We start from the raw sequence: 24,044 nt of genomic DNA, 5'->3' as shown, positions 1-24,044 counted from the left end.
GAACTGTGTTGCAGCGCAGAAAGTTTTTTGCCGTCCGATCAAAGATTCAGCGCTTTGTAGGTCAACGGATTTGACCTATACTGAAGGTGCTCTGAGCGCGGGGAGGGCGGAATGGGCAAGCAGGAAATCTCACTCGCCGACCGCTTCGACCTGACGAAGTCGCCGGTTCTGCTGAACGGCACGCAGGCGCTGGTGCGGCTGATGCTCATGCAGAAGGCCCGCGACCGTGCGGCCGGGCGGAACACCGCCGGCTATGTGACAGGTTATCGCGGCTCGCCTCTGGGCGGTGTCGATCTGAACATGGCGCGGTCGCGCGCGCTGCTGGAGGCGAACGACATCCGCTTCCAGCCGGGTCTGAACGAGGATCTGGCGGCCACCGCCGTCTGGGGCACGCAGCAGGCGGAGGTGCGGGGCGAGGGGCGCTATGACGGGGTCTTCGCGCTCTGGTACGGCAAGGGGCCGGGGGTGGACCGTTCGGGCGACGTGATGCGGCACGCCAACATGGCCGGCACCTCGGCGCATGGCGGTGTCCTCATGGCGATGGGCGATGACCACACGGGCGAAAGCTCCACCGTGCTGCACCAGTCCGACTGGGCCATGGTCGATGCCTACATGCCGGTGATCAGCCCGGCCGGGGTGCAGGAGATTCTCGACTTCGGTCTTTACGGCTGGGCGCTTTCCCGCTTTGCCGGCGTCTGGGTGGGCCTCAAGACGATGAAGGACACGGTGGAGGCGACGGCGGTCGTGAACGGCGATCCGTTCCGAATGGCCTTCGTCGCGCCCGAGTTCCGCATGCCCGAGGGCGGGCTCAACATCCGGCTTCAGGATACGCCCGTGGCGCAGGAAGCCCGGATGATCGACTTCAAGCGCTTCGCGGCCGAGGCGTTTTCGCATGCCAACCGCATGGACCGCCGCGTCTGGGGCAAGCCCGGCGCCAAGGTCGGCTTCGTCGCGGCCGGCAAGAACTGGCTCGACCTCGTGCACGCGCTCAGCCTGCTTGGCATCGACGAGGCCGAGGCGGAGCGTCTTGGCCTGACCACCTACAAGATCGGCCAGACCTTTCCCCTGGACATGAAGGGCTTCCACGACTGGGCCGAGGGGCTCGACCTGATCGTCGTGGTCGAGGAAAAGCGCAAGCTGATCGAGGTCCAGATCAAGGAGGCGATCTTCGACGACCGCCGCGGCCGGCGCGTCTATGGCTGGTACAAGGGCGGTGCCGGCGGCATGCACCGGGAGGAGCTCTTCCCCACCCGCTACGCGCTCGACCCCGCCTGGATCGCCGAGAAGCTGGGCGAGATCCTCATCGAGGAGGGCCGCGGCACGGACGGCATCCGCGCCGGACTTCAGGCGGTGCGCGAGGCGAAGAAGGCCGACAACGCACCCGAGATCGCGGCCCGGCTGCCCTATTACTGCTCCGGCTGCCCGCACAACACCTCGACCAAGGTGCCGGAAGGCAGCCGCGCCTATGCCGGGATCGGCTGTCACTACATGGTGCAGTGGATGGACCGGCGGACGCAGGGCTTCACCCAGATGGGCGGCGAGGGCGCGAACTGGGTCGGCGAGGCGCCGTTCTCGAAAACGCCGCATGTGTTCCAGAACCTTGGCGACGGAACCTACAACCATTCCGGGGTGCTGGCGATCCGCGCCGCCCTCGCGGCGGGGACGAACATCACCTACAAGATCCTCTTCAACGACGCCGTCGCCATGACCGGCGGGCAGAAGAACGAGGGCGGGCTGACCGCCGACCGGATCGCCCGCGAGGTGAAGGCGATGGGGGTGGAGCACCTTGTCGTCGTCTATGACCCCAAGGAGGAGCCGGAGCGGGGTGGATTCCCGGCCGGGGTCAGCTTCCACGAGCGCAGAGAGCTTCCGGATATCCAGCGAAAGATGCGCGATATCAAGGGCGTGTCCGTCATTCTTTACATCCAGACCTGCGCCGCCGAAAAGCGCCGGCGGCGCAAGCGCGGCCAGTTTCCCGACCCCGACCGGCGGGTCTTCATCAACACCGATGTCTGCGAGGGTTGCGGTGATTGCGGGGTGCAGTCGAACTGCGTCTCGATCGTGCCGGTGGAGACGGAACTGGGGCGCAAGCGGGCCATCGACCAGTCGTCGTGCAACAAGGACTTCTCCTGCCTCGACGGGTTCTGCCCCTCTTTCGTGACGCTGAAGGGGGCAACGGTGAAGAAGGCCGGTGCGGCGGAATTCGACCTGCCTGCACTGCCCGAGCCCGCGCTGCCGCCCATCGCGGGGACCTTCAACGTGCTGATCACCGGCGTCGGCGGAACCGGTGTCGTCACCGTTGGCGCGGTGCTGGCACAGGCCGCGCAGATCGACGGCAAGGGCGCGGGGATGATGGAGATGGCCGGGCTCGCCCAGAAGGGCGGTGCCGTACATATCCACCTGCGCCTCGCCAAGCGCCCCGAGGACATCAGCGCGATCCGCGTCGCGGTGGGCGAAGCCGATTGCGTCATCGGCGGCGACCTCGTCGTCACCGGGGGGGCAAAGACGCTCGGCCTGATGACGACGGGACGGACGGGGGCGGTGGTGAACAGCCACGAGATCATCACCGGCGCCTTCACCCGCGACCGGGAATTTCGCTTGCCGTCCGCCGCCTTGCGTCTTTCTCTTGAAGCGAGGTTGCGGGAACGGGTGAGCTTTCTCGATGCCTCCGAGCTTGCCCGCAGGCTGATGGGCGATTCGATCTATTCCAACATGCTGATCCTCGGCGCTGCCTGGCAGAAGGGGCTGGTGCCGCTCACGGGCGATGCGATCCGGGCCGCGATCGAACTCAACGGTGCCGCGGTCAAGGGCAACCTGCGCGCCTTCGAGCTTGGCCGCTGGGCCGCCGAGTATCCGGAAGCGGCGGCCGCGACCTCAGAGGAAACGGCGGCGAAGCCGTTGACCTTGCAGGAAAAGATCGACTTCCGCGCGCGCCACCTCGAGGCCTATCAGGACGCGGCCTACGCCGGGCGCTACCGCCGCCTTGCCGCCGCCGCACCCGAGGACCTGCGCGAGGCCGTGGCCGAGGGCTATCACAAGCTTCTGGCCTACAAGGACGAATACGAGGTCGCGCGGCTGCATCTGGAGACGGCCGAGAAGGCGCGCGCCGAGTTCGACGGCGATTTCCGCATGTCCGTCCACCTTGCGCCGCCCATTCTTGCGAGGAAGGGGGCGAACGGGCGGCCGGTGAAGCGCGAATACGGGGCCTGGATGTTCCGTGCCTTCCGGTTCCTTGCCGCGATGAAGCGCCTGCGCGGCACGGCGTTCGACCCCTTCGGCCGGGCCGCCGAGCGGCGGATGGAGCGTGCCCTGATCGCCGAATACGAGGCCGACATGGCGGAGGTCCTGCCGAAGGTGACACCGGCCACCCGCGACGCGGTGCTGGCGCTCGCCCGCCTGCCGCTCGACATCCGCGGCTTCGGTCCGGTGAAGGAGGCGTCGCAGCGCCAGGCAGCGAAACGACGGGAGGAGCTTCTGGCCGTGATCCGCGCCGGCGGCACGCCCGAGCGGGCGGCGGCGGAGTAGCCGTCACGCCAGCGTCACGCATGTCCGCGACAATTCCCGGCCAGACGAATCCACGGCCGGGGGGAACGGATCATGCGGAAGGACGTTGCGCGGGAAATCTCCTACGCCTCGTCGGCGAAGACCAGGGGCGGGCGGGCAGTCGTGCGCGTGCTCGAGAACGCCACCGGCCGGCTCGGCCTGATCCGTCGGGCGCAGGGCTACGAGGCCGAGGTCGCCGCCGGGCGCGACTTCTGGTCTGTCATCGTGGAGCGCTACGGGCTCAGCCTCGATGTCGTGGGCGGCAGCCTGACGAACATCCCGGCCAACGGACCGCTGGTGCTGGTCGCGAACCACCCCTACGGCATCCTCGACGGGCTGATGATGGGCCATATCCTCGCCGGGCTCAGGGGAGATTTCCGCATCATCGCGCACCGCATCTTCCGCAAGGCGGAGGAACTGGACCGGGTGATCCTGCCGATCAACTTCGACGAGACGAAGGAGGCGGCGCGCGAGAACATCGAGGTTCGGTCCGAGGCGCTGCGCTACCTTCGGGCCGGCGGGGCCATCGGCATCTTCCCCGGCGGCGGCGTGGCCACGGCGGCGCGGCCCTTCGGCCGGCCGATGGATCCGGTCTGGCGCAACTTCACCGCCAAGATGATCGCGCGGTCGGAGGCGACCGTCGTGCCAGTCTTCTTCGAGGGCGAGAATTCCCGGCTCTTCCAGCTGGCGAGCCATCTGCACTACACGCTCCGGCTCGGCCTTCTCATCAAGGAGTTCCGCGCCCGGCTGGGGGAGCCTGTGCGCATCGTCGTCGGCGATCCCATTCCCCGCGCAAGGCTCCGGGCCTTCGGGTCGGATGCGAAACAGATGATGGATTTCCTCCGCCGTGCGACGTATGACTTGAGCCCTAGGCCGCTCACGTCATACGACTACGGCTTTGAATTCGAAGAAAAATACCGCGCCTGACGGGCCCTTTGCCCCGCCACGCGGGGCAGGAGGCGCAGATGGCGGTGGGCATTTTCGATTCGGGTCTCGGCGGGCTTACGGTCTATGACGCGGTGGCGCGGGACATGCCCGAGGTGCCCTTCGTCTACCTCGGCGACAATGCGCACACACCCTACGGCGTGCGCGACGCCGACGACATATTCCAACTCACCTGCGCGGGCGTGGAACGGCTCTGGGCCGAGGGCTGCGACCTTGTCGTGCTTGCCTGCAACACCGCCTCGGCCGTGGCGCTGAAGCGGATGCAGGAGACCTGGGTGCCGAAGGACAAGCGCGTCCTCGGCGTCTTCGTGCCGCTGATCGAGGCGCTGACCGAGCGGCAATGGGGCGACAACTCTCCCCCGCGCGAGGTCGCGGTGAAGCATGTGGCACTTTTCGCCACGCCCGCAACCGTCGCTTCCCGCGCCTTCCAGCGCGAGCTAGCCTTCCGTGCCATCGGCGTCGACGTGGAGGCGCAGCCCTGCGGCGGCGTGGTGGATGCGATAGAGGAGGGAGACGAGATCCTCGCCGAGGCGCTGGTGAAGAGCCACGTCGAGGCGCTGAAGCGGCGGATGCCGCATCCGCAGGCGGCGATGCTCGGCTGCACCCACTACCCCCTGATGCAACGGGTTTTCCAGGAGGCGCTCGGACCCGCGGTGAAGGTCTATTCGCAGGCCGATCTCGTCGCGCCGAGCCTCAGGGACTATCTCACCCGCCGGCCGGAGTTCCTCGGCCCGGGTACGGCCTCGAAGCTCCTCACGACGGGCGATCCGGCGCGGGTTTCGTCGAAGGCGACGCAGTTCCTGCGCCGGCAGATCCGCTTCGAGGCGGCCTGAGGCGGCGATGCGTGCCTTCGTCGCGATCCCGGTCCCCGAGGACATCCGCGACCGGCTCGCGGCGTTGCAGGCAGACCTGCCGGTCGGAAGGCTCGCCGACCCGGAGACCTTCCACATCACGCTCGCCTTCCTCGGCGAGGAGCCGGTGGAGCGGATCGAGGCCGCGCACGAGGCGCTGGAAGCCTTGCGCGCCGCGCCCTTCGCGGTGCGGCTCGACGGTCTCGGCACCTTCGGCGGGCGCGCGGCGAAGACGCTCTTCGCCGCCGTGGCGTCGTCCGAGCCCCTTGCCGCGCTTCAGCGGAAGGTCCGGAGCCTTCTTCACGGCGCGGGCCTTATGCTGGATCGCGAGCGTTTCCGCCCGCATGTCACGTTCGCCCGCTTCCGCCCGGGCGAGGGCGACGATCCCGCGCTCGGCCGGTTTCTCGCGCGCCACGTCGCCTTCGGCTCCGCGCCGTTTGCGGTGGCGGAGGTGGTGCTCTATCGCTCGCACCTGACCGCTAAGGGGGCGGTCCACGAGCCGCTCGCGGAGTATCCGCTGGCGTGACCTTCCGCCCCGGGTCGGGACGCGGCGCGACCGGCAGATAGGAGTTGCATCTTCGCCCCCGGTCGCCCATCTAGCAGGGAAATGCCCGGCCCCGGTCAGGGCAAGCCGCGAGGACCGCCCGATGAAGGGTCTCAAGAAACAGCGCCGCATCCAGATCATCGTCCTTGCGGCCGTTGCCATGGCCGCAAGCTTCGGCGCCTTCTACTATGCCGCGCCGGATGCGCTGCAGTACTTCCGCTCCCCCACCGAGGTGAGCGAGAAGGCGCCCGGGCCGAACGAGACCTTCCGCATCGGCGGACTCGTCGAGGAGGGAAGTCTGGTGCGCGGGCAGGGGGCGGCGATCACCTTCAAGGTGACCGATACCAACGCCGCGATCCCGGTGCGCTACGAGGGCGTGCTGCCCGACCTCTTTGGCGAGGGCGAGGGCGTGGTGGCGACGGGCAGGCTCGTCGACGGCACCTTCGAGGCGACCGAGATCCTTGCCAAGCACGACGAGACCTACATGCCCAAGGAAGTGATCGACGCCCTGAAGGATCAGGGCATGTATGTCGACCCGAAAGACGCAGCGGACGCTGCCCCCATGACGAATTAACCTGATCCGACGAGCCTTCCCTGCCGAAAGGGGGGAGGCCCATGCGCAACGTCCACGACATCGCCAGAGAGATCGTCGCCCGCGAGGGCGGCTTCGTGAACGACCCCGACGACGCAGGCGGGGCGACCAACCACGGCGTGACGCTCGGCACGCTCCGTCGGCTCGGACTCGACCTCACGGGCGATGGCCGGGTGAACGAGGCCGACGTGCGTCGCCTGGACGGGGCGGAGGCGGAGCGGATCTTTGTCGAGCACTACTTTCGTCGCCCGCGCATCGCCGACCTCCCCGAGGCGCTGCAGGCTTCGGTCTTCGACATGTATGTGAACGCCGGTGCCAACGCGGTGAAGGTTCTCCAGCGGCTGCTCAACGAGATGGGATACGACCTGGTCGTGGACGGCGCGATCGGTCCGATGACCGTCGCCGCCGCCCACGGCGCGGCCGTTCCCGACGCCGGCCTTCTGGCCGACGCCTACGGTATTGCCCGGCGCAATTATTACTACTCCCTGGCGGACGCCCGCCCGGCCAGCCGCAAGTACGCCCGCCGCCGCGGCGGCGGCAAGGGCGGCTGGATCCTGCGGGCCGAGGAGTTCATCTCGCCCCGCTTCCACCTGAGCGAGGCCGAGCACCGGGCGAGGATCGCGTCATGGGCGTGATCGGGGGGGTGATCGGCCGCATCCTCGGGGCGCCCGCCGGCACCACCGCCCTTGGCGAGGCCGCGACGACCGTGGCCGAGGTCTTCACGCCGAACGCGACGAAGCGGATGGAGGCCGCGCAGGAAGCCTACCTGAAAGCGCTGGAGGAACACGGGGCGGAGTTCCAGTTCGCCGCAGCGGACGGCTTCGACCGCTTCGTGAACGGCCTGAACCGCCTGCCGCGCCCGTTCCTCGCCTTCGGCACCATCGGGCTTTTCGTCCACGCCATGGTGGACCCGGAGGGCTTCGCCCGACGCATGGTCGGACTCGACGCGGTGCCCGAGCCGCTCTGGTGGCTCCTGGCCGCGATCGTCGGCTTCTACTTCGGCGCGCGCGAGGCGCACTACCTGCGCGCCATTCCGCGGCGCGTCCGGCCAGCCCGGGCTGCGGCGCCCCCGGCTCCGGCCGCAGTCTCCGGCGACACCGGCGCGAATCCGGCGCTCTCTGAATGGCGCCGGCGGGATTCCGACCGCTGATGTTTCACCCCTGCGCAAGGGTCCCCGGGGACTGAATACGGCCGGCGAGGCCGGGGCAGCGGGGGCACACGCCCCCCTGGCCCGCTCTCCCGCGACATCGGCGCGCAGCCCATTGGCCCGGGCGAGCCAAGGCTCTATGCTCTGCCCATGTTCGTCGAATTCGGTCACTTCGCCCTGAGCCTCGCGCTCATGATCGCCGCGGTTCAGGCCGTGGTCCCGCTCATCGGTGCCCATAAGGGCTGGCGAGGCTGGATGGCCGTCGCGGCGCCGGCGGCGACGGCGCAGTTCATCTGCATCGCGCTCTCCTTCGCGGCACTCACCTGGGCCTTCGTCACGTCCGACTTCTCGCTGCGCATCGTCGTGGAGAACTCCCACACGCTGAAGCCGATGCTCTACAAGGTCTCGGGCGTCTGGGGCAACCACGAGGGGTCGATGCTCCTCTGGGTGCTGATCCTGTCGGGCTTCGGCGCGACGGCGGCCTGGTTCGGCGGTGCGCTTCCGGAGCGGCTGAAAGCACGGGTGCTCTCGGTCCAGGCGATGATCGGCGTGGCCTTCCTCGCCTTCATCCTTTTCACCTCGAACCCGTTCGTCCGGCTTGCCGAGCCGCCCTTCGACGGGCAGGACCTCAATCCCCTGCTGCAGGACCCCGGCCTCGCCTTCCATCCGCCGTTCCTCTACCTCGGCTATGTCGGCCTCTCGATGGCGTTCTCCTTCGCCGTCGCCGCCCTGATCGAGGGCCGGGTCGATGCCGCCTGGGCGCGCTGGGTCCGGCCGTGGACGCTCGCCGCCTGGATGTTCCTCACCGTGGGCATCGCGCTCGGCTCCTGGTGGGCCTATTACGAGCTCGGCTGGGGCGGCTTCTGGTTCTGGGACCCGGTGGAGAACGCCTCCTTCATGCCCTGGCTCGTCGCCGCGGCGCTTCTGCATTCCGCCACCGTGGTGGAAAAGCGCGAGGCGCTGAAAAGCTGGACGATCCTGCTGGCGATTCTCGCCTTCGGCTTCTCGCTCATCGGCACCTTCATCGTGCGCTCCGGCATCATCACCTCCGTCCATGCCTTCGCCAACGACCCCGAGCGCGGAATCTTCATCCTTGCCATCCTCGCGGTCTTCATCGGCGGCGCGCTGACGCTCTATGCCGCGCGGGCGGGGTCGATGGAGGCGAAGGGAGTCTTCGGGGTCGTCAGCCGTGAAACCGCGCTGGTCCTCAACAACGTGCTGCTCTCCGTTGCGGCCTTTGTCGTCTTTGTCGGGACGCTCTGGCCGCTGATCGCCGAGATGGCCTTCGCCCGCAAGCTCTCGGTCGGCGCGCCCTTCTTCAACCAGGCCTTCACGCCCTTCATGGTGCTCCTCGCCGTGATCCTGCCGGTGGGTGCGCTCATGCCCTGGAAGCGCGCGAAGCTCGGGCGGACGCTCCGCGAGTTGCGCGGCGCATTCGCGCTCGCGCTCGCCTTCGGTGCGCTTGCCTTTGCGGTGCAGACGGGGCGCTCCGCGCTCGCGCCGGTGGGCGTCGCGCTTGGCGTCTGGCTCATTGCCGGGGCGGCGACTGAACTCTGGGTGAGGTCAGCGCGGACGCCGTCGCGCCTCATGCGGCTGCCGCGTGCCGACTGGGGCAAGGCCGCCGCTCATTCCGGGCTCGGCATCACCTTCATCGGCATCGCCTGCCTCATGGCCTGGGACGTGGAGGACATCCGCGTCGCGCAGGTCGGCGAAAGCTTCGAGGTCGGCGGCTACACGATCACGCTCGCGGGCGTGGATGAGGTGGAGGGGCCGAACTTCCTTTCCACCACCGCGACGATGCGCGTGGCGCGGGACGGGCGTGAGGTAGCGGTGCTGCATCCCGAAAAGCGCGTCTATCCGGTGGCGGCGATGCCGACGACCGAGGCGGCGATCGCCAACGGCCTCTGGCGCGACATCTACCTTGTCATCGGCGATCCGCAGGATGGCGGCGGCTGGGCGGTTCGGACCTACATCAAGCCCTTCGCCAACTGGATCTGGGCGGGGGCGATCATCATGGCCTTCGGCGGTGTCCTCAGCCTTTCGGACCGGCGCTACCGCGTCGCGGCCGGCGCCCGGAAGGCGCCGGCGCTGGCCCAGCCGGCGGAGTGAGGCCGGTGCGGCAGCTCGCGTTTCTTCTGCTTCTGTCGCTCGCGGCCCCGGCCGGCGCGGTCCAGCCGGACGAGATGCTGGCCGATCCCGGGCTGGAGGCCCGCGCACGGGCGCTTTCGCAGGGCCTGCGCTGCCTTGTCTGCCGCAACGAGAACATCGACGAATCGAACGCGGATCTCGCCCGCGACCTTCGCCTGCTGGTGCGCGAACGGCTGGTGGCGGGCGACACGGATGCCGAAGTCATCGCCTACCTGGTGGACCGCTACGGCGAATACGTCCTGCTGAACCCGCCCGCGACCGGGTCGAACCTGATCCTCTGGGTCGCGGGGCCGGCGCTTCTCGTCGTCGGGCTCGGCGGTGCTGCGGTCTATCTCCGCCGTCGCAGGAACGCCACCGAGGTCGCGGCGCAGCCGCTTTCCGAGGACGAACGCACCCGGCTCGCCGAACTCCTGAAGGAGTGACGCGGGGTTTCGCTTCCCCTGGTGGCGCGCGCCGCTAATCTCCGCCCGAGAGGAATGGGAGGCGCGCCGTGGGCTATCAGACGATCCGCTATGCCGAGGTGGGTGGCATCGCCACCGTCACGCTCGACCGGCCCGAGGTGATGAACGCGCTGAACAGCGCGATGCGGGCGGAGATCACCGATGCGGTGACACGGGCGGGCACGACGGCGCGTGTGATCGTGCTGACCGGCACCGGCCGTGCCTTCTCGTCCGGGCAGGACCTTGCGGACCCCTCGCTCGGCGCGGACTTCGACCTGGGCCGGGTGCTCGCGGAAGAATACGAACCGATGCTGCGCGCCATCGTCGCCGCCCGCGTGCCGGTGATCGCCGCCGTCAACGGCACGGCCGCCGGGGCAGGGGCGAACCTCGCGCTCGCGGCCGATGTGGTGATCGCGGCGGAAAGTGCGAGCTTCATCCAGGCCTTCACCAGGATCGGGCTCATTCCCGATGCGGGCGGGACCTGGGTGCTGCCGCGGTCGGTGGGACTGGCGCGCGCCATGGGCGCCGCGCTTTTCGCCGAGAAGGTCCCCGCGCGCCAGGCGGCCGACTGGGGAATGATCTGGGAGGCGGTGCCGGACCCCGAGTTCGAGGCGCATTGGCGCGCCCGTGCCGCGGCGCTCGCGGCCGGGCCGGCGGAGGCGCTGAGCCGGGTGAAGACGGCGCTGCGTGCCTCTTTCGGCAACGGGCTTGACGCCCAGCTCGCTCTGGAGGCGAAGCTGCAGGGCGAATGCGGGGTGACGGCGGACTTCCGCGAGGGCGTCGCGGCATTCCGCGAAAAGCGGCCCGCGCGCTTCACCGGTCGCTGAGGGGGTCACGGGGGGTGGCGGGGCCGCCCTCGCCCCCCGGCACCCGGTCAGGCGATCCATGGCAAGGCGCGGGGCCGCGGCTTTCCTCGCTTGACCACGGCGGCGTGGCGGCAGAGACTTGACCCAGAGGGCGCATGGCCCCGAGGGCACGGGGGCCAGCCTAGGGCGTCCGACTGCGTGCCGGGGGAGAATTTCCATGCGCTGCTTCACGGTACTGGGGCCGTCTCAATCGGGGAAAACGGAGCTTGTCCGCGCGCTTGCCGCGCTCGAGGACGGCCATCCCCGGTCCGAGACGGCCGGTCATCTGACGCTGACGCGCTTCGGGTTCATGGGCGAGGACTGGTGCGCTCTGGACGTGGCGGGGGGGCCGGAGTTCGCCCGCATGGGCGGCGCGGCGCTTCTGGCGGCCGATGCCGCCGTGCTCTGTGTCGCGCCCGACCCTGACGAGGCGGTGCTGGCGGCGCCCTGGCTCCGGGCGGTCGAGGCGGCGGGCGTGCCCTGCTTCGTCTTCATTAACCGCATGGACGTTCCGAAGGGAAGGATGCGCGACATCGTCGCCGCGCTGCAGGCCTATACCGGTCACACCGTCGTCCTGCGCCAGATCCCGATCCGCGAGGGCGGGCAGATCGTCGGCGCCATCGACCTCATCTCCGAACGCGCCTGGCGCTACCGCGAGGGCCAGCCCTCGCAGCTTGTCGCGATGCCGAAGGGCGAGGCCGAGCGCGAGCACGAGGCGCGGGCGGAGCTTCTGGAGCACATGTCGGACTATGACGACGCGCTTCTGGAAGAACTGATCGAAGATCACGAGCCGGCGACCGGCGCGCTTTTCGAGATCGCCCGGCGGGAGACGCAACACCGTGACATCCTGCCGGCCTTCCTCGGCTCGGCGAACCGCAGGAACGGCATTCTCCGCCTGATGAAGGCGCTGCGGCACGAGGTGCCCGACGTCGCGGCGCTGAAGGAACGGCTCGGCGTCGCGGATGCGCTGGCGGTGGGTTTTCATGCGCAGAATCGCAAGCATCTGGGAAAATGCGTCATGCTGCGCGCGCTGGGGCCTGGGCTGAAGCAGGGCACGACGCTCGCGGGCGCCGGGCTCGGCGGGCTCGCGGAACTGGGCGGCAAGGCCGGCAACGACCATCTGACGCCCGGCGAGGTCGGCGTCTCGGTGAAATCGGACCAGCTCAATGCCGGGCATATCTTCACCGCGAAGGAGGCTGTCGAGGCGCCGGCCTGGGCGAAGGGCTGCCCGCCGGCCCTGGCCCGGATCGTCACGCCCGCGCATGAGCGCGACGAGGTGCGGCTTTCCAGCGCGCTCGCGCGGCTTGCCGAGGCCGACCCGATGCTGTCGCTCGGCCAGGACGAGGCGACGGGCCATGCGCTGGTGCGCCTGCAAGGCCCGATGCACGAGCGGCAGGTGCTGGCGGCGCTGGCCGACGACTTCGGCGTCGAGGTAGCGATGCGTGTGCCGGACCCGCGCTATCTCGAAACGATCTCAAGCTCGGTCGATGAACATTATCGCCACCGGAAACAGTCGGGGGGTGCGGGCCAGTTCGCCGACGTTGCGATCACATTGCGCCCCGCGGGTCGGGGCGAGGGCTTCGCCTTCGCGGAGGTGGTGAAGGGGGGCGCCGTGCCGCGGAACTTCATCCCTGCGGTGGAGGAGGGCGCGCGCGAGGCGCTGGACAAGGGGCCGCTCGGCTTCCCCGTCACCGACATCGCGGTCACCCTCACCGACGGCAAGCACCATGCGGTGGACAGCAACGACTTCGCCTTCCGCACCGCCGGAAGGATGGCGCTCCGCGAGGCGCTGGCCAAGGCGGGGCCGGTCCTGCTCCAGCCGATCGAGCGGATCGAGATCCATGTGCCATCGGTCTATTCCGGGGCGATGGTCTCGATGATCTCCTCGCTGAAGGGGCAGGTCCTCGGCTTTGACCGCGATCCGGAATTCCGCGGCTGGGACCTGTTCCGCGCGCTCTTGCCGGCCTCGGCCGAGGAAGACCTGATCCTCGCCCTCGGTGGCGCGACGCAGGGCACCGCCTGGCACGAGACCGCCTTCGACCACTACGAGGAGATCTACGGCCGCGAGGCCGAGCGGATTTCGAAGGAGCGCGCGGCGGCGGCCTGAGCCGCCGAGGAGGTCCTGTGCGCGGGCGCCTGCCGCTTCCTCGGCCACGGCCGGGCCTTCCGCGCGGTGCCCGGGACGATGCCGCGCGACTGCTGCACGTTCTTTCCCTGCGCGTCGCGTCCCTGTCCGCCGGTCCAGCCGGAGGGGGCCGCTGCGACCGACGCGAGCGGCAGTGGCGTATCAGAAGCGGGCGAGGAGGGTCAGGCTCAGCCGGTGGTTGACCGGCGTCGCCCGTGTCGCGGCGCCCGACACGGAGTCGGTCAGGACCTCGGTGCCGAAGTTGGAGTAGATGTAGTCGCCGCGGAGCGACAGCCGTTCGGAGAGCGGCCGCTCCCAGCCGAGACCGAGCGAGTAGCCGAGCCGGGTGAAGCTCTCGTCGATGGCGATGCCGCCGCCCGAGACCGCATAGTCGAACCGGCCGAGCGTCGGACCGGCGGTGGCGAAAATCGTGGCGTCACCCAGAGGGATGCCGAGCCGGGCCCGCAGGGCGAGGCTCCCGGTCATCCGGCTTCGCGCCGCGATCCCGCCCGAGGCCGTCGCGTCGGCGACATCGGCGAAGAGGCCCTCGACCTCGAAACCGTAGTCGAGGCCGCGCACCTGGCCGCCGAGGCCGGCCATCGCGCCCGCGACCGGCCCGGAGTTGTCAAGCGTGCCGATCGTCAGGCCGGGCGGGTTGAGGCCGACCCGGTCGTCGCCGGCCGCGCCGTAGCCCAGCGTGATGCCGGCATAGGGCCGGAGCCCCGATGGCGCCGCCGCGACCGGGGCCGGGCGGAGACCAAGGCCGAGGGCGAAGACGGCGACCGCCACGACCGCGACCCGGCCACCGGCCGGGGATTTCCTGCTGCAACGTTCTTTCAAGGCACTCCCCCCAAACCGTTCGTGCCGCCGGGCATCGCACGATCCGGCCGGCAAGACACCGCAAGCAACGACTTAGCCCGCTGCCGGCCCCGCCCTTCGTCAGCGGCGGCCCACGTCCACATAGTCGCGGCGCGGCTGGCCGATGTAGAGCTGCCGCGGGCGGCCGATCTTCTGGGTCGGGTCGCCGATCATTTCCTTCCACTGCGAGATCCAGCCGATGGTGCGGCTGACCGCGAAGATCGGCGTGAACATCGAGGTCGGGAAGCCCATCGCCTCGAGGATGATGCCGGAATAGAAGTCGACGTTCGGATAGAGCTTCTTCGAGACGAAGTAATCGTCCTCGAGCGCGATCCGCTCAAGCTCCTTGGCGACCTTCAGCGTCTCGTTGTTGTGAACGCCGAGAAGGTCGAGAACCTCGTCGGCAGATTCCTTCATCACCTTGGCGCGCGGGTCGAAGTTCTTGTAGACGCGGTGGCCGAAGCCCATCAGGCGGAAGGGATCGTTCTTGTCCTTGGCGCGCGCGATGAACTCGGGGATCCGGTCCACGGTGCCGATCTCGCGCAGCATTTCGAGACAGGCCTGGTTGGCGCCGCCATGCGCGGGCCCCCAGAGGCAGGCGATGCCGGCGGCGATGCAGGCGAAGGGGTTGGCGCCCGAGGACCCGGCGAGCCGCACCGTCGAGGTGGAGGCGTTCTGCTCGTGGTCCGCATGCAGCATCATGATCCGGTCCATCGCCTTGGCGAGCGCGGGCTGGACGACGTAATCCTCGCAAGGAACGGCGAAGCACATGTGCAGGAAGTTCGAGGCGTAATCGAGCGAGTTCTTCGGATAGACGAAGGGTTGGCCGATCGAATACTTGTAGGCCATCGCCGCGATCGTCGGGAGCTTTGCTATCATGCGGATTGCGGCCACCTCGCGGTGCCATGGGTCCGAGATGTCGAGGCTGTCGTGGTAGAAGGCCGAAAGCGCGCCCACCACGCCCACCATCGTCGCCATCGGGTGGCTGTCGCGGCGAAAGCCCCGGAAGAAGTTGTGGATCTGTTCGTGCACCATGGTGTGGCGCGTCACGCGCCGCTCGAAATCCTCCAACTGGGCGGTGTTCGGAAGCTCGCCGTAGAGGAGGAGGAAGCAGACCTCGAGATGGTGCGACTTGTAGGCAAGCTGTTCGATCGGGTAGCCGCGATACAGCAGCTCGCCCAGGTCGCCGTCGATGTAGGTGATGGCGCTGTCGCAGGCGGCGGTGGAGGTGAAGCCCGGGTCGTAGGTGAAGACGTCACCCTCGCCATAGAGCTTGCGGATGTCGATGACATCCGGGCCGACCGTCGGCGAGAGGATCGGCAGGTCGATCGACGTGTTTCCGAAACTCAAGGTCGCGGTCTTCTTCGGTTCAGCCATCACGCATCCCTTTCGTGGACTCCGGTCGGGCCCCATCCCTCCCGGAAGGTCGGTGTCGCAAGGCCGCGGCGCGGGGTGGTGCGCTCAGGCCGTCGCATCCTGAAGTCGGGCGAGGGTCTCCTCCCGCCCGATGACGAGCATCATGTCGAAGACGCTCGGGCTGATCGTGCGCCCGGCGAGGGCCGCCCTGAGCGGGCCTGCGAGCTTGCCGAGACCCATCCCGTGGCCGGCGGCAACACGCATGGCGACCTGCTCCAGCGTTTCCCGGCTCCAGCTAGCATTTTGCAGCTGCGGCGTCAATTCGGTCAGTATACCACGGGATACCGGGTCGAGCGACTTCGCCGCCGCCTCGTCCGGCACGAATGGCCGTCTTCCTAGCACGAAGTGCGCTTTTTCAATCAGTTCGGGAAAGGTCTTCGCACGGTCCTTCAGGCAGTAGAGCGCGCGCCCGAGACCGTTTTTCTGCGCCTGCGAAAGGGCCGGCTTGCCGGCGGCCTCCAGATATGCCTCAATTTCAGGCAGAAGCGCTGCATCGGGCGTGGCCGCGATATGCTGGCCGCAGAGATTCTCCAGCTTCTTGAAGTCGAGCCTCGCGGGCGCGCGGCCGATTCCGTCGAGGTCGAACCAGGCCTTCGCTTCGGCGTCGGAAAAGAACTCGGCATCGCCATGCGCCCAGCCGAGCCGGGTCAGGTAGTTGCGCATTCCGGCGGCCGGGTAGCCCATCGCCTGGTATTCCTCGAGCCCAACCGCGCCGTGGCGCTTGGAAAGCTTCTTGCCGTCCGGCCCGTGGATCAGCGGGATATGCGCCCAGACCGGTTCGGCCCAGCCCATGGCGCGATAGACCTGGGTCTGGCGCGCGGCATTGTTCAGGTGGTCGTCGCCCCGGATCACATGGGTGACGCCCATGTCATGGTCATCGACGACGACGGCGAGCATGTAGGTCGGCGTACCATCCGAACGTAAACAAACCATATCGTCGAGCTGGTCGTTGCCGAATGTGACGGTGCCCTGGACCCTGTCCTCGATCACGGTCGCGCCTTCGCGCGGCGCCTTGAGGCGGATCGCATAGGGCGCGTCGGGATGCGTCGCGGGATCGGCGTCGCGCCAGGGGCTGAGAAAGAGCGTGGAGCGGCCCCCGGCGCGCGCCGCTTCGCGGAAGGCCTCGATATCTTCTTGCGTCGAGAAGCACTTGTAGGCGTGGCCGCGCGCCAGCATCTCGCGCGCCACCTCGGCGTGGCGGTGGCGGCGGTCGAACTGGCTGACCACCTCGCCGTCCCAGTCGAGACCGAGCCAGGCGAGCCCCTTCAGGATCGCCGCCGTCGCCTCGGGCGTGGAGCGGTCGCGGTCGGTGTCCTCGATCCTGAGAAGAAAGGTGCCGTTGCGACCGCGCGCATAGAGCCAGTTGAAAAGTGCCGTCCGTGCCCCGCCGATGTGAAGATATCCGGTGGGCGATGGCGCGAAACGTGTGACGACGGGCTTGCTTTCGGCGGCAGGCATGGGGGCGTTAACCTTTCGGAAACCAAGGGCAGGGCAGGGTGGTCAGGGTTCATTAGGCAATCGGCCGAAGGGAGACAAGGTGCGGCTCATCCGGGCGGGGCTTGTGGCGCTGGGCGCGGCCCGAGGGACGCTCCTGCCCTGGGCGCCACTGTTCCTCGCGTTCGGCATCGGACCCTATTTCGCCATGCGGCAGGAGCCGGGCGCGGTCATGCTCGGCCTCGCGGCGGCGGCCTTGGCGGCGCTCCTCGTCGCCGGGCTGCGCGGGCCGGAACTCCTGCGCACCCCTGCGCTCGGCCTCGCGCTTGTCGCGGCGGGCCTCGTCCTCGCCGCGGGCCGGGCCCATCTCGTCGCCGCCCCGGTGCTCCCGTTCCGGTACTACGGACCGATCGAGGGGCGCATCGTCGATATCGACCGGTCGTTCTCGGACGAACTCAGGCTGACCCTCGACCGGGTCGTGCTGGAGGATGTGGCCCCCGACCGCACGCCGGCGCGCGTCCGCGTGGCGCTGCACGGCGAGCAGGGCTTCATCCCGCTTGCGCCGGGGCTTACGGTGATGCTCTCGGGCCACCTCTCGCCGCCCGAAGGACCGGTGGAGCCGGGGGGCTTCGACTTCCAGCGCCTCGCCTGGTTCTCCGGCCTCGGCGGCGTGGGATACACCCGCTCGCCGGTCCTTGCGCTGGAGCCGGCGGAGGGCGGGCTCGCGCTCTTCGCCTTCCGGCTCCGGATGAAGCTTTCAGGGGCGATGCAGGATGCGATCCCCGGTCAGCCCGGCGCCTTCGCGGCCGCGCTGATGACGGGCGACCGGTCGGGCGTGAGCCAGGCCACGAACGAGGTTCTGAGGCGCTCGAACCTCTCGCATCTCATCTCCATATCCGGGCTCCACATGGGGCTTCTGGTCGGCTTCGTCTTCGCCACCTGCCGCTACGGGCTCGCCCTGATGCCGCCGGTGGCGCTGCGGTTTGACACGCGCAAGCTCGCGGCCCTCGTCGCGCTCGGCGCGGCGACCTTCTACCTGATGCTCGCCGGGCCCAACGTCGCCACCCGCCGTGCCTTCATCATGGCGGCGGTCATGCTCGTGGCGGTGCTCGCGGACCGGCGGGCGATCTCGCTCCGCTCCGTCGCCATCGCCGCGCTGATCGTGCTTGTCCTCGAACCGGAAAGCCTTGTCGAGCCGGGATTCCAGATGTCCTTCGCGGCGACGGTCGCGCTCATCGTCGCGTTCCAGCCCTGGCAGAGGTTTCAGCACCGGCTGCCGAAACTCCTGCGGCCGGCGGTGATGCTGGTGATGTCGTCGCTGGCGGCGGGACTCGCCACCGCCCCGATCGCCGCCGCGCATTTCAACCGGGTGGCCGAATACGGGCTTCTGGCCAATCTCGTCGCGGTGCCGCTCATGGGGACGCTGGTGATGCCCGCGGGCGTCGTCGCCGCGGTGCTCGCGCCCCTCGGACTCGCCTGGGTAGCGCTCTGGGTGATGGGCTTCGGCGCCGATCTCATCCTCAGGGCCGGGGCCTGGGTGGCCGGGCTGGAGGGGTCGGTGTCGGCGGTGCCGGCACCGCCGGAGGGTGTGCTCGCGCTCTTCGCGACGGGCGGGTTTGTCCTTCTTGTCGGCCGCGCGCTCTGGCTCAGGGGGGGCGGGGGGCTCGTCGCCGCGCTGTCGCTGCTGCTCTGGTCCGGGGCGGAGCGCCCCTTGCTGCTGATCTCGGGCGACGGCGGGCTCACGGGCGTGCTGGGCGATGCGGGCAGGGCGCTCTCGAAGCCGAAGGGGGCGGGCTTTGTCGCCAAGAGCTGGCTTGAGGACGACGGCGACACGGGTGCGCAAGAGGCGGCCTTTGCCCGCCCCGGCTTCCGCGGCGCCAAGGGCGACCTGACGGCGGAGATTGCGGGCCTCACGCTCCGCCACCTCACGGGAAAGGGCGCCGCCGACCGGGTGGCAGCCGCCTGCCGGACGGGCACGCTGGTTGTAACCTCGGCCGATTGGGACGGGGCGCCACCCGAGGGCTGCCTCTTCTTCGGACCGCGGCAATTGAAGGCAACCGGGGCGCTCGCCGTCTACGCGGGCCCGCGGATCGTCACCTCGCGCGAGGCCGCCGGCGACCGGCTGTGGAACCGCCGGCCGGCGCCGCGCCAGCGGCTCGCGTTGCGTCAGTAGCTGCGGATGAGACCGACGAGCCGGCCCTGCACCTTGACCTGATCCTCCGGCAGGACCCGCGTCTCGTAGGCCGGGTTCGCGGCTTCGAGCGCGATCATCCCGCCCCTGCGGCGAAAGCGTTTCAGCGTCGCCTCCTGGCCATCGACCAGCGCCACCACGATGTCGCCGTTGTCGGCCGTGGTCTGCTCGCGGATCACGACGATGTCGCCGTCGTTGATCCCCGCCTCGATCATCGAATCGCCCTTCACCTCCAGTGCGTAGTGCTGCCCACGCCCGGAGAGCATTGAGCCCGGCACCGCCACATGGTGCGAGACCTCGGAAATCGCCTCGATCGGGACACCGGCCGCGATCCGGCCCATGACCGGGAGTTCCAGTGCATGGACCTCGCTCACCGGCATCGCGCCCTTCGGCGCCGCCGGCCGGTCGCCCGCGATCACACGCGGGGTGAAGCCGGGTCGTTCCATCGCCTCGGGCAGCTTGACGATCTCGATCGCGCGGGCCCGGTGGGCGAGGCGGCGGATGAAGCCCCGTTCCTCCAGCGCCGTGATGAGCCGGTGAATGCCGGACTTGGAACGCAGATCCAGCGCCTCCTTCATCTCGTCGAAGGAAGGCGGCACCCCGTCGCGCGTGACGCGCTTCTGGATGAAATCGAGAAGTTCCAACTGCTTGCGGGTCAGCATGTGCCTGTTTTCCTTTGCCCAAACCCCGTGCCGTTCTGGAATGGTTCTACCCGCGTTCCCCTTTTGTGTCAACGGTTTCCCCGGCCGGCGCGGTCAGAGCGCGATGTAGTCCACCTCGGCCCCGGCGTCGCGGGCGTGGTCGTTCACCGGCCGGACGAGAAGTGCGTCCGCCTCCGAAAGGATCGACAGCAGCGCGCTGTCCTGCCGGTCGAAGGGCGCGATGGTCACGTCGCCGTCGTCCCGGCCGAGCCGGGCCCGCATGTAATGCGCGCGTGGGCCGTTCGCCTGCACGGGATGGATGAGCCTGGCGCGCCCGCGCGGGGCGCCGGCGCGCGCCAGGCCCTGCATCGCCCGCAGCATCGGCAACATGAAGACATGGCCGCAAACGATTGCAGAAACTGGATTTCCAGGCAGGCCCAGCAGCGCGGAACTGCCGAGCCTGCCGGCCATCAGCGGCTTGCCCGGGCGGATCGCGATCTTGTAGAACGCGCGTTCCATCCCCATCGCCTCGGTCACTGGCGCGATGAGGTCGTGATCGCCGACCGAGGCGCCGCCGATGGTCACGATGAGATCGGCGTCGGCGGCAAGTTCCAGCGCGAAACGGATCGACGCGGCGTCGTCGCGCGCGATCGGCAGGACCCGGGCCTCTGCCCCCTCGGCCTCGGCCATCGCCGCCAGCGCGAAACCGTTCGAGGCGATGATCTGGTCGGGTCCCGGCGTCTCGCCGGGCATCACGAGTTCGTCGCCGGTGGCGACGAAGGCCACCACGGGCCGGCGCGTCACGACGACCTCGGGCACGTTCATCGCCGCGATGAGCGCAAGGTCCGCGGGCCGCAGCCGGCGCGGCGCGCCGATGCGGTCGCCGACGCGGAAATCCTGCCCCGCGGCGCGGATGTTGCGACCCGCTTCCAACCGCCCGCCGAGCGTGATCCGGTCGCCCTCGCGCGTCACGTCCTCCTGCAGCACGACGCGGCCGGCGCCGTCGGGCACCGGCGCTCCGGTGAAGATCCGGACCGCAGATTGTGGTGTTAAACTGCCGGAAAATCGCTTTCCCGCAGCGGCTTCGCCGATGACCCTAAGGTTTGCGCCGGTGACATGGTCGGCCTCGCGGATTGCGTATCCGTCCATCGCGGAGGCGGCGAAGGGCGGCTGGTCACGCCCCGCCACGACGTCGCGGATCAGGACCCGACCGGCAGCGCCGCGCAGCGCCACTGTCTCCTTCGGCAGCAGCGGACACAGCGCGAAAAGCCGCTCCAGCGCTTCCTCGACCGTAATCATCGCCCTCACTCCGCCTCGTACCGGCCGGACTTCCCGCCGTCCTTCAAGACGACGCGCAGGCCCTCGATGCGCATCGACTTCTCTGCCGCCTTAAGCATGTCGTAGACCGTCAGCGCCGCCACCGACGCCGCTGTCAGCGCCTCCATCTCCACCCCGGTCTGCCCCGTTGTCTTGACCGTCGCGACGATCCGCACGCCGGGCAGCGACCCGTCGGGCTCAAGCTCCACGGCCACCCGCGTGATCGGCAAGGGATGGCAGAGGGGGATGAGGTCGGAGGTCTTCTTCGCGGCCATGATGCCGGCGAGCCGCGCGACGCCGAGGACGTCCCCCTTCTTCGCCCGTCCCTCGGTCACGAGCGCCAGCGTCTCGGGACGCATCACCACCCGCGCCTCCGCCACCGCGACGCGATCGGTGACATCCTTGGCCGAGACATCGACCATGTGCGCATGGCCCTCGGCATCGAAGTGCGTCAGCGGCATTCCTGTACCTCCAGGGGATCGGCCAGCAGCGCGCGCGTCGCCGCCGCCACGTCTGCCTGCCGCATCAGGCTTTCGCCGATGAGGAAGGTGCGCGCACCGCAACGTGCCATGTCGGCGAGATCGCCGGAGGTGAAAAGGCCGCTCTCGCAGATCGGCAGCCGCCCGGCGGGGATGCGCGGTGCAAGCCGCCGGCAAGTGTCAAGACTGACATCGAAGGTCTTGAGATTGCGATTGTTTATGCCGATCAGCTCGGCCCTGAGCGCGAGTGCGCGGTCAAGCTCGGCCTCATCATGCACCTCCAGCAGCACGTCCATGGCCCATCCCGCCGCCGCATCCTCGAGTTCGGCCGCCTGCGCGTCCGAGACGGAGGCGAGGATGATCAGGATGCAGTCGGCGCCCCAGGCGCGGGCCTCCGCCACCTGGTAGGGATCGTAGAGGAAATCCTTCCTCAGCGCAGGCAGCGCGACGGCGGCGCGCGCCGCCGTGAGATACTCCGGCGCGCCCTGGAAGGAGGGGGCATCGGTCAGGACCGAGAGGCAGGTGGCGCCCCCTTCGGCATAGGCGCGCGCGAGTGCCGGCGGGTCGAAGTCCGGCCGGATCAATCCTCTGGACGGGCTCGCCTTCTTGATCTCGGCGATGAGGCCGTAGCCCGTGGCGGAAGCGCGCCGAAGGGCGGCCGCGAAACCGCGGGGGGGCGACGCTTCCCGTGCCGCCGCTTCCAACTCTGCCAGGGGCCGGGCGCGGCGGGCGGCGGCGATCTCCTGCAACTTGTAGGTCTTGATCTTGTCGAGAATGTCCATGGCTTCTCTTACCGCCGCGGCCCGGTACGGAAAACCCCCGACTTCGTCGCGGTGACCCGCGCCGCGGCGCCCCGGCCGCCCGTGCTCAGCCCCAGACGATCGGCGGCCCGCCCCGGGCGGCGAGCCAGGCATTGACCCGGCTGAAGGGGCGGGAGCCGAAGAAGCCCCGGCGCGCGGAAAGCGGCGAGGGATGCGCCGTCTCGATCCTGAGGTGATCCGCATTGTGCAGGTGCCGCGCGGCGACCTGCCGGGCCGGCCCACCCCAGAGCAGGAACGCGCGCGGCGCGCGGTCGAGCTCTGCGAGGACCTCGGCCACGAGCCGGTCCCAGCCGATCCGCGCGTGCGCGCCGGGCCGTCCGTCCGGCACGCTGAGCGCGGTGTTGAGAAGCAGCACCCCTTGCCGGGCCCAGTCTCCAAGGTCCGTGTCCCGCCGCCTCACTCCAAGATCGTCGGACAACTCCTTGAAAATGTTATCAAGGCTTCCCAGTCGCCCGCCGAACCTTCGGGGAATCGAGAAGGCCAGGCCGTCTGCCTTGCCCGGAGTGTGATAGGGGTCCTGACCCAGGATCACGACCCGCACGGCCGTCGGCGGGCAAGCGTCGAGCGCGGCGAAGAGGCGGCGGCGGGGCGGATAGACCGGGCCGGCCTCGGCCGCGAGGCGGGCGTCGATTCCCGGCCAGTCGCGCGCAAAGAAGGGCAGATGCGCCCAGTCCGGCGGGATCATTCCCCTGCGGTCGCCTTCGCCAGCGCCGCGACCTTCGCCTTGGCCCGGCCGCTGTCGATGCTCTCGCGCGCCATGGCAACGCCCTCCTTGAGGTCCGCGGCCTTTCCCGCGACGACAAGCGCCGCCGCCGCGTTCAGGAGGACCGCGTCGCGGTAGGCGCCCGGCGCCCCGTCGAGCAGCCGGCGCAGCGCGCCGGCATTTTCCTCCGGGCTGCCGCCGAGAACCGCCTCGAACGGGTGGACCGGCAGGTCCGCTTCCTCGGGGTGGACCTCGAACTCCCGCACCGCGCCGTCCTCGAGTGCCGCGACCCATGTCGGCCCGCAGATGGAGATCTCGTCAGTGCCGTCGGCGCCGTGGACAAGCCAGGCGGCCTCGGATCCGAGCGCGGCGAGCGTCTCTGCCATCGGCCTGATCCAGGCGCGGGCAAAGGCGCCGGTGAGTTGGCGCTTGACGCCGGCGGGGTTCGTCAGCGGGCCGAGAAGGTTGAAGATCGTGCGGGTGCCGAGCTCTGCCCGCGTTGGCATGACATGGCGGATCGCGGGGTGGTGCATCGGCGCCATCATGAAGGCGATCCCACAGCTTTCAAGCGCTCGTTCAACGACTTCCGGGCCGATCATCACGTTGATGCCGATCTGCGTCAGGGCATCGGCCGCCCCGGACTTCGAGCTGAGGTTGCGGTTGCCGTGCTTGGCGACGACGACGCCCGCGCCCGCGGCGACGAAGGCCGCGGCGGTGGAGATGTTGAGCGTGCCCTTGCCGTCGCCGCCGGTGCCGACGATGTCGATGGCGCCCTCGGGTGCGCGCACCGGGTTACACTTCGATACCATGACCCGCGCCGCCGCGGCGATCTCGTCCACGGTTTCGCCGCGGGTCCGCAGCGCCATCAGGAAGCCACCCATCTGCGACGGTGTCGCGGCGCCCTCGAAAAGCGCCTCGAAGGCGCGCTCCGCCTCGGCGCGCGTCAGCGGCCGCTCGGCGGCAAGGCCGATCAGGGGGCGCAAGTCGTCGCTCATGCCGGCACC

The 24,044-nt window shown here is 69.5% G+C and carries 21 protein-coding genes; 12 read left to right on the top strand and 9 right to left on the bottom strand.

Annotation, left to right across the window (positions count from 1 at the left end):
- Positions 1-111: 111 nt before the first annotated feature.
- The 11 genes from ACMUOO_RS06910 (at position 112) to ACMUOO_RS06860 (ending at position 13,162) form a co-directional block, all read left to right on the top strand.
- The gene (locus ACMUOO_RS06910; protein ID WP_301920017.1) at positions 112-3,525 is read left to right on the top strand and encodes an indolepyruvate ferredoxin oxidoreductase family protein; all 3,414 of its coding nucleotides are present in this window, start codon (positions 112-114) and stop codon (positions 3,523-3,525) included.
- 72 nt (positions 3,526-3,597) lie between these two features.
- Positions 3,598-4,470 carry a lysophospholipid acyltransferase family protein gene (locus ACMUOO_RS06905; RefSeq protein WP_301920018.1) on the top strand — a complete coding sequence of 291 codons (873 nt, stop codon included), beginning with the start codon at positions 3,598-3,600 and terminating at the stop codon, positions 4,468-4,470.
- 38 nt (positions 4,471-4,508) lie between these two features.
- Complete coding sequence (locus ACMUOO_RS06900; protein WP_301920019.1) at positions 4,509-5,321, top strand: glutamate racemase; 813 nt, start codon at positions 4,509-4,511, stop codon at positions 5,319-5,321.
- A gap of 7 nt (positions 5,322-5,328) precedes the next feature.
- Positions 5,329-5,865, top strand: a complete 537-nt coding sequence (gene thpR, locus ACMUOO_RS06895; RefSeq protein ID WP_301920020.1) for an RNA 2',3'-cyclic phosphodiesterase — start codon at positions 5,329-5,331, stop codon at positions 5,863-5,865.
- Between the two features lie 121 nt (positions 5,866-5,986).
- Positions 5,987-6,457, top strand: a complete 471-nt coding sequence (gene ccmE, locus ACMUOO_RS06890; RefSeq protein WP_301920021.1) for a cytochrome c maturation protein CcmE — start codon at positions 5,987-5,989, stop codon at positions 6,455-6,457.
- A gap of 41 nt (positions 6,458-6,498) precedes the next feature.
- Positions 6,499-7,110: a holin-associated N-acetylmuramidase gene (locus ACMUOO_RS06885; RefSeq protein WP_301920022.1), complete on the top strand. Its 612-nt coding sequence runs from the start codon at positions 6,499-6,501 to the stop codon at positions 7,108-7,110.
- Positions 7,101-7,625: a holin family protein gene (locus tag ACMUOO_RS06880; RefSeq protein ID WP_413854962.1), complete on the top strand. Its 525-nt coding sequence runs from the start codon at positions 7,101-7,103 to the stop codon at positions 7,623-7,625. The genes ACMUOO_RS06885 and ACMUOO_RS06880 overlap by 10 nt, the downstream gene beginning before the upstream one ends.
- 147 nt (positions 7,626-7,772) lie before the next feature.
- Complete coding sequence (locus ACMUOO_RS06875; protein WP_301920024.1) at positions 7,773-9,731, top strand: heme lyase CcmF/NrfE family subunit; 1,959 nt, start codon at positions 7,773-7,775, stop codon at positions 9,729-9,731.
- Between the two features lie 5 nt (positions 9,732-9,736).
- Entirely contained in the window at positions 9,737-10,192 is a 456-nt protein-coding gene (locus ACMUOO_RS06870) for a cytochrome c-type biogenesis protein CcmH (protein ID WP_301920025.1), read from the top strand.
- A 68-nt stretch (positions 10,193-10,260) separates the two neighbouring features.
- On the top strand, positions 10,261-11,037 hold the full coding sequence (locus ACMUOO_RS06865) for an enoyl-CoA hydratase-related protein (RefSeq protein ID WP_301920026.1): 777 nt from the start codon (positions 10,261-10,263) through the stop codon (positions 11,035-11,037).
- Between the two features lie 196 nt (positions 11,038-11,233).
- Positions 11,234-13,162 carry an elongation factor G gene (locus ACMUOO_RS06860; protein WP_301920027.1) on the top strand — a complete coding sequence of 643 codons (1,929 nt, stop codon included), beginning with the start codon at positions 11,234-11,236 and terminating at the stop codon, positions 13,160-13,162.
- 180 nt (positions 13,163-13,342) lie between these two features.
- Here ACMUOO_RS06860 and ACMUOO_RS06855 read toward each other — a convergent pair whose 3' ends face one another.
- The 3 genes from ACMUOO_RS06855 to gltX all read right to left on the bottom strand — a co-directional run bounded on the left by ACMUOO_RS06855 (position 13,343) and on the right by gltX (position 16,912).
- Positions 13,343-14,020, bottom strand: a complete 678-nt coding sequence (locus tag ACMUOO_RS06855; protein WP_301920028.1) for an outer membrane protein — start codon at positions 14,018-14,020, stop codon at positions 13,343-13,345.
- A 99-nt stretch (positions 14,021-14,119) separates the two neighbouring features.
- Positions 14,120-15,415, bottom strand: a complete 1,296-nt coding sequence (gltA, locus tag ACMUOO_RS06850) for a citrate synthase (RefSeq protein WP_301920029.1) — start codon at positions 15,413-15,415, stop codon at positions 14,120-14,122.
- Between the two features lie 84 nt (positions 15,416-15,499).
- Positions 15,500-16,912 carry a glutamate--tRNA ligase gene (gene gltX, locus ACMUOO_RS06845; RefSeq protein ID WP_301920030.1) on the bottom strand — a complete coding sequence of 471 codons (1,413 nt, stop codon included), beginning with the start codon at positions 16,910-16,912 and terminating at the stop codon, positions 15,500-15,502.
- A gap of 79 nt (positions 16,913-16,991) precedes the next feature.
- Here gltX and ACMUOO_RS06840 point away from each other — a divergent pair, with 79 nt between their 5' ends.
- Positions 16,992-19,061 (top strand): ComEC/Rec2 family competence protein, encoded by a 2,070-nt coding sequence (locus ACMUOO_RS06840; protein ID WP_301920031.1) that lies wholly within the window; start codon positions 16,992-16,994, stop codon positions 19,059-19,061.
- Here ACMUOO_RS06840 and lexA read toward each other — a convergent pair.
- The 6 genes from lexA to trpD form a co-directional block, all read right to left on the bottom strand.
- A complete protein-coding gene (gene lexA, locus ACMUOO_RS06835) occupies positions 19,055-19,741 on the bottom strand; it encodes a transcriptional repressor LexA (protein ID WP_301920032.1) in 687 nt (228 codons plus the stop codon). The genes ACMUOO_RS06840 and lexA overlap by 7 nt on opposite strands.
- Before the next feature lie 93 nt (positions 19,742-19,834).
- Positions 19,835-21,019 carry a gephyrin-like molybdotransferase Glp gene (gene glp / locus ACMUOO_RS06830; RefSeq protein ID WP_301920033.1) on the bottom strand — a complete coding sequence of 395 codons (1,185 nt, stop codon included), beginning with the start codon at positions 21,017-21,019 and terminating at the stop codon, positions 19,835-19,837.
- Positions 21,020-21,024: 5 nt separating this feature from the next.
- The gene (gene moaC, locus ACMUOO_RS06825) at positions 21,025-21,498 is read right to left on the bottom strand and encodes a cyclic pyranopterin monophosphate synthase MoaC (protein WP_301920034.1); all 474 of its coding nucleotides are present in this window, start codon (positions 21,496-21,498) and stop codon (positions 21,025-21,027) included.
- Entirely contained in the window at positions 21,489-22,298 is an 810-nt protein-coding gene (trpC, locus tag ACMUOO_RS06820) for an indole-3-glycerol phosphate synthase TrpC (RefSeq protein WP_301920035.1), read from the bottom strand. Before trpC ends, moaC begins: the two co-directional genes overlap by 10 nt.
- An 85-nt stretch (positions 22,299-22,383) precedes the next feature.
- On the bottom strand, positions 22,384-23,022 hold the full coding sequence (locus ACMUOO_RS06815; RefSeq protein ID WP_301920036.1) for a uracil-DNA glycosylase: 639 nt from the start codon (positions 23,020-23,022) through the stop codon (positions 22,384-22,386).
- Positions 23,019-24,035: an anthranilate phosphoribosyltransferase gene (gene trpD / locus ACMUOO_RS06810; RefSeq protein ID WP_413854965.1), complete on the bottom strand. Its 1,017-nt coding sequence runs from the start codon at positions 24,033-24,035 to the stop codon at positions 23,019-23,021. The genes ACMUOO_RS06815 and trpD overlap by 4 nt, the downstream gene beginning before the upstream one ends.
- Between the last annotated feature and the right edge of the window lie 9 nt (positions 24,036-24,044).

This window comes from Albidovulum sp. (assembly GCF_041919395.1).
GTDB lineage: Bacteria > Pseudomonadota > Alphaproteobacteria > Rhodobacterales > Rhodobacteraceae > Albidovulum.
The sequence above is the reverse complement of the archived record's forward strand: the minus strand, read 5'-3'. Positions and strand labels throughout refer to the sequence as shown.

Coding starts and splice junctions, on each gene's coding strand:
- trpC (WP_301920035.1), bottom strand. CDS start 22,298: ATGGACATTCTCGACAAGATCAAGACCTACAAGTTGCAGGAGATCGCC.
- gltX (WP_301920030.1), bottom strand. CDS start 16,912: ATGCCTGCCGCCGAAAGCAAGCCCGTCGTCACACGTTTCGCGCCATCG.
- ACMUOO_RS06880 (WP_413854962.1), top strand. CDS start 7,101: ATGGGCGTGATCGGGGGGGTGATCGGCCGCATCCTCGGGGCGCCCGCC.
- trpD (WP_413854965.1), bottom strand. CDS start 24,035: ATGAGCGACGACTTGCGCCCCCTGATCGGCCTTGCCGCCGAGCGGCCG.
- moaC (WP_301920034.1), bottom strand. CDS start 21,498: ATGCCGCTGACGCACTTCGATGCCGAGGGCCATGCGCACATGGTCGAT.
- ACMUOO_RS06860 (WP_301920027.1), top strand. CDS start 11,234: ATGCGCTGCTTCACGGTACTGGGGCCGTCTCAATCGGGGAAAACGGAG.
- glp (WP_301920033.1), bottom strand. CDS start 21,019: ATGATTACGGTCGAGGAAGCGCTGGAGCGGCTTTTCGCGCTGTGTCCG.
- gltA (WP_301920029.1), bottom strand. CDS start 15,415: ATGGCTGAACCGAAGAAGACCGCGACCTTGAGTTTCGGAAACACGTCG.
- ccmE (WP_301920021.1), top strand. CDS start 5,987: ATGAAGGGTCTCAAGAAACAGCGCCGCATCCAGATCATCGTCCTTGCG.
- ACMUOO_RS06875 (WP_301920024.1), top strand. CDS start 7,773: ATGTTCGTCGAATTCGGTCACTTCGCCCTGAGCCTCGCGCTCATGATC.
- ACMUOO_RS06905 (WP_301920018.1), top strand. CDS start 3,598: ATGCGGAAGGACGTTGCGCGGGAAATCTCCTACGCCTCGTCGGCGAAG.
- ACMUOO_RS06885 (WP_301920022.1), top strand. CDS start 6,499: ATGCGCAACGTCCACGACATCGCCAGAGAGATCGTCGCCCGCGAGGGC.
- ACMUOO_RS06815 (WP_301920036.1), bottom strand. CDS start 23,022: ATGATCCCGCCGGACTGGGCGCATCTGCCCTTCTTTGCGCGCGACTGG.
- ACMUOO_RS06900 (WP_301920019.1), top strand. CDS start 4,509: ATGGCGGTGGGCATTTTCGATTCGGGTCTCGGCGGGCTTACGGTCTAT.
- thpR (WP_301920020.1), top strand. CDS start 5,329: ATGCGTGCCTTCGTCGCGATCCCGGTCCCCGAGGACATCCGCGACCGG.
- lexA (WP_301920032.1), bottom strand. CDS start 19,741: ATGCTGACCCGCAAGCAGTTGGAACTTCTCGATTTCATCCAGAAGCGC.
- ACMUOO_RS06910 (WP_301920017.1), top strand. CDS start 112: ATGGGCAAGCAGGAAATCTCACTCGCCGACCGCTTCGACCTGACGAAG.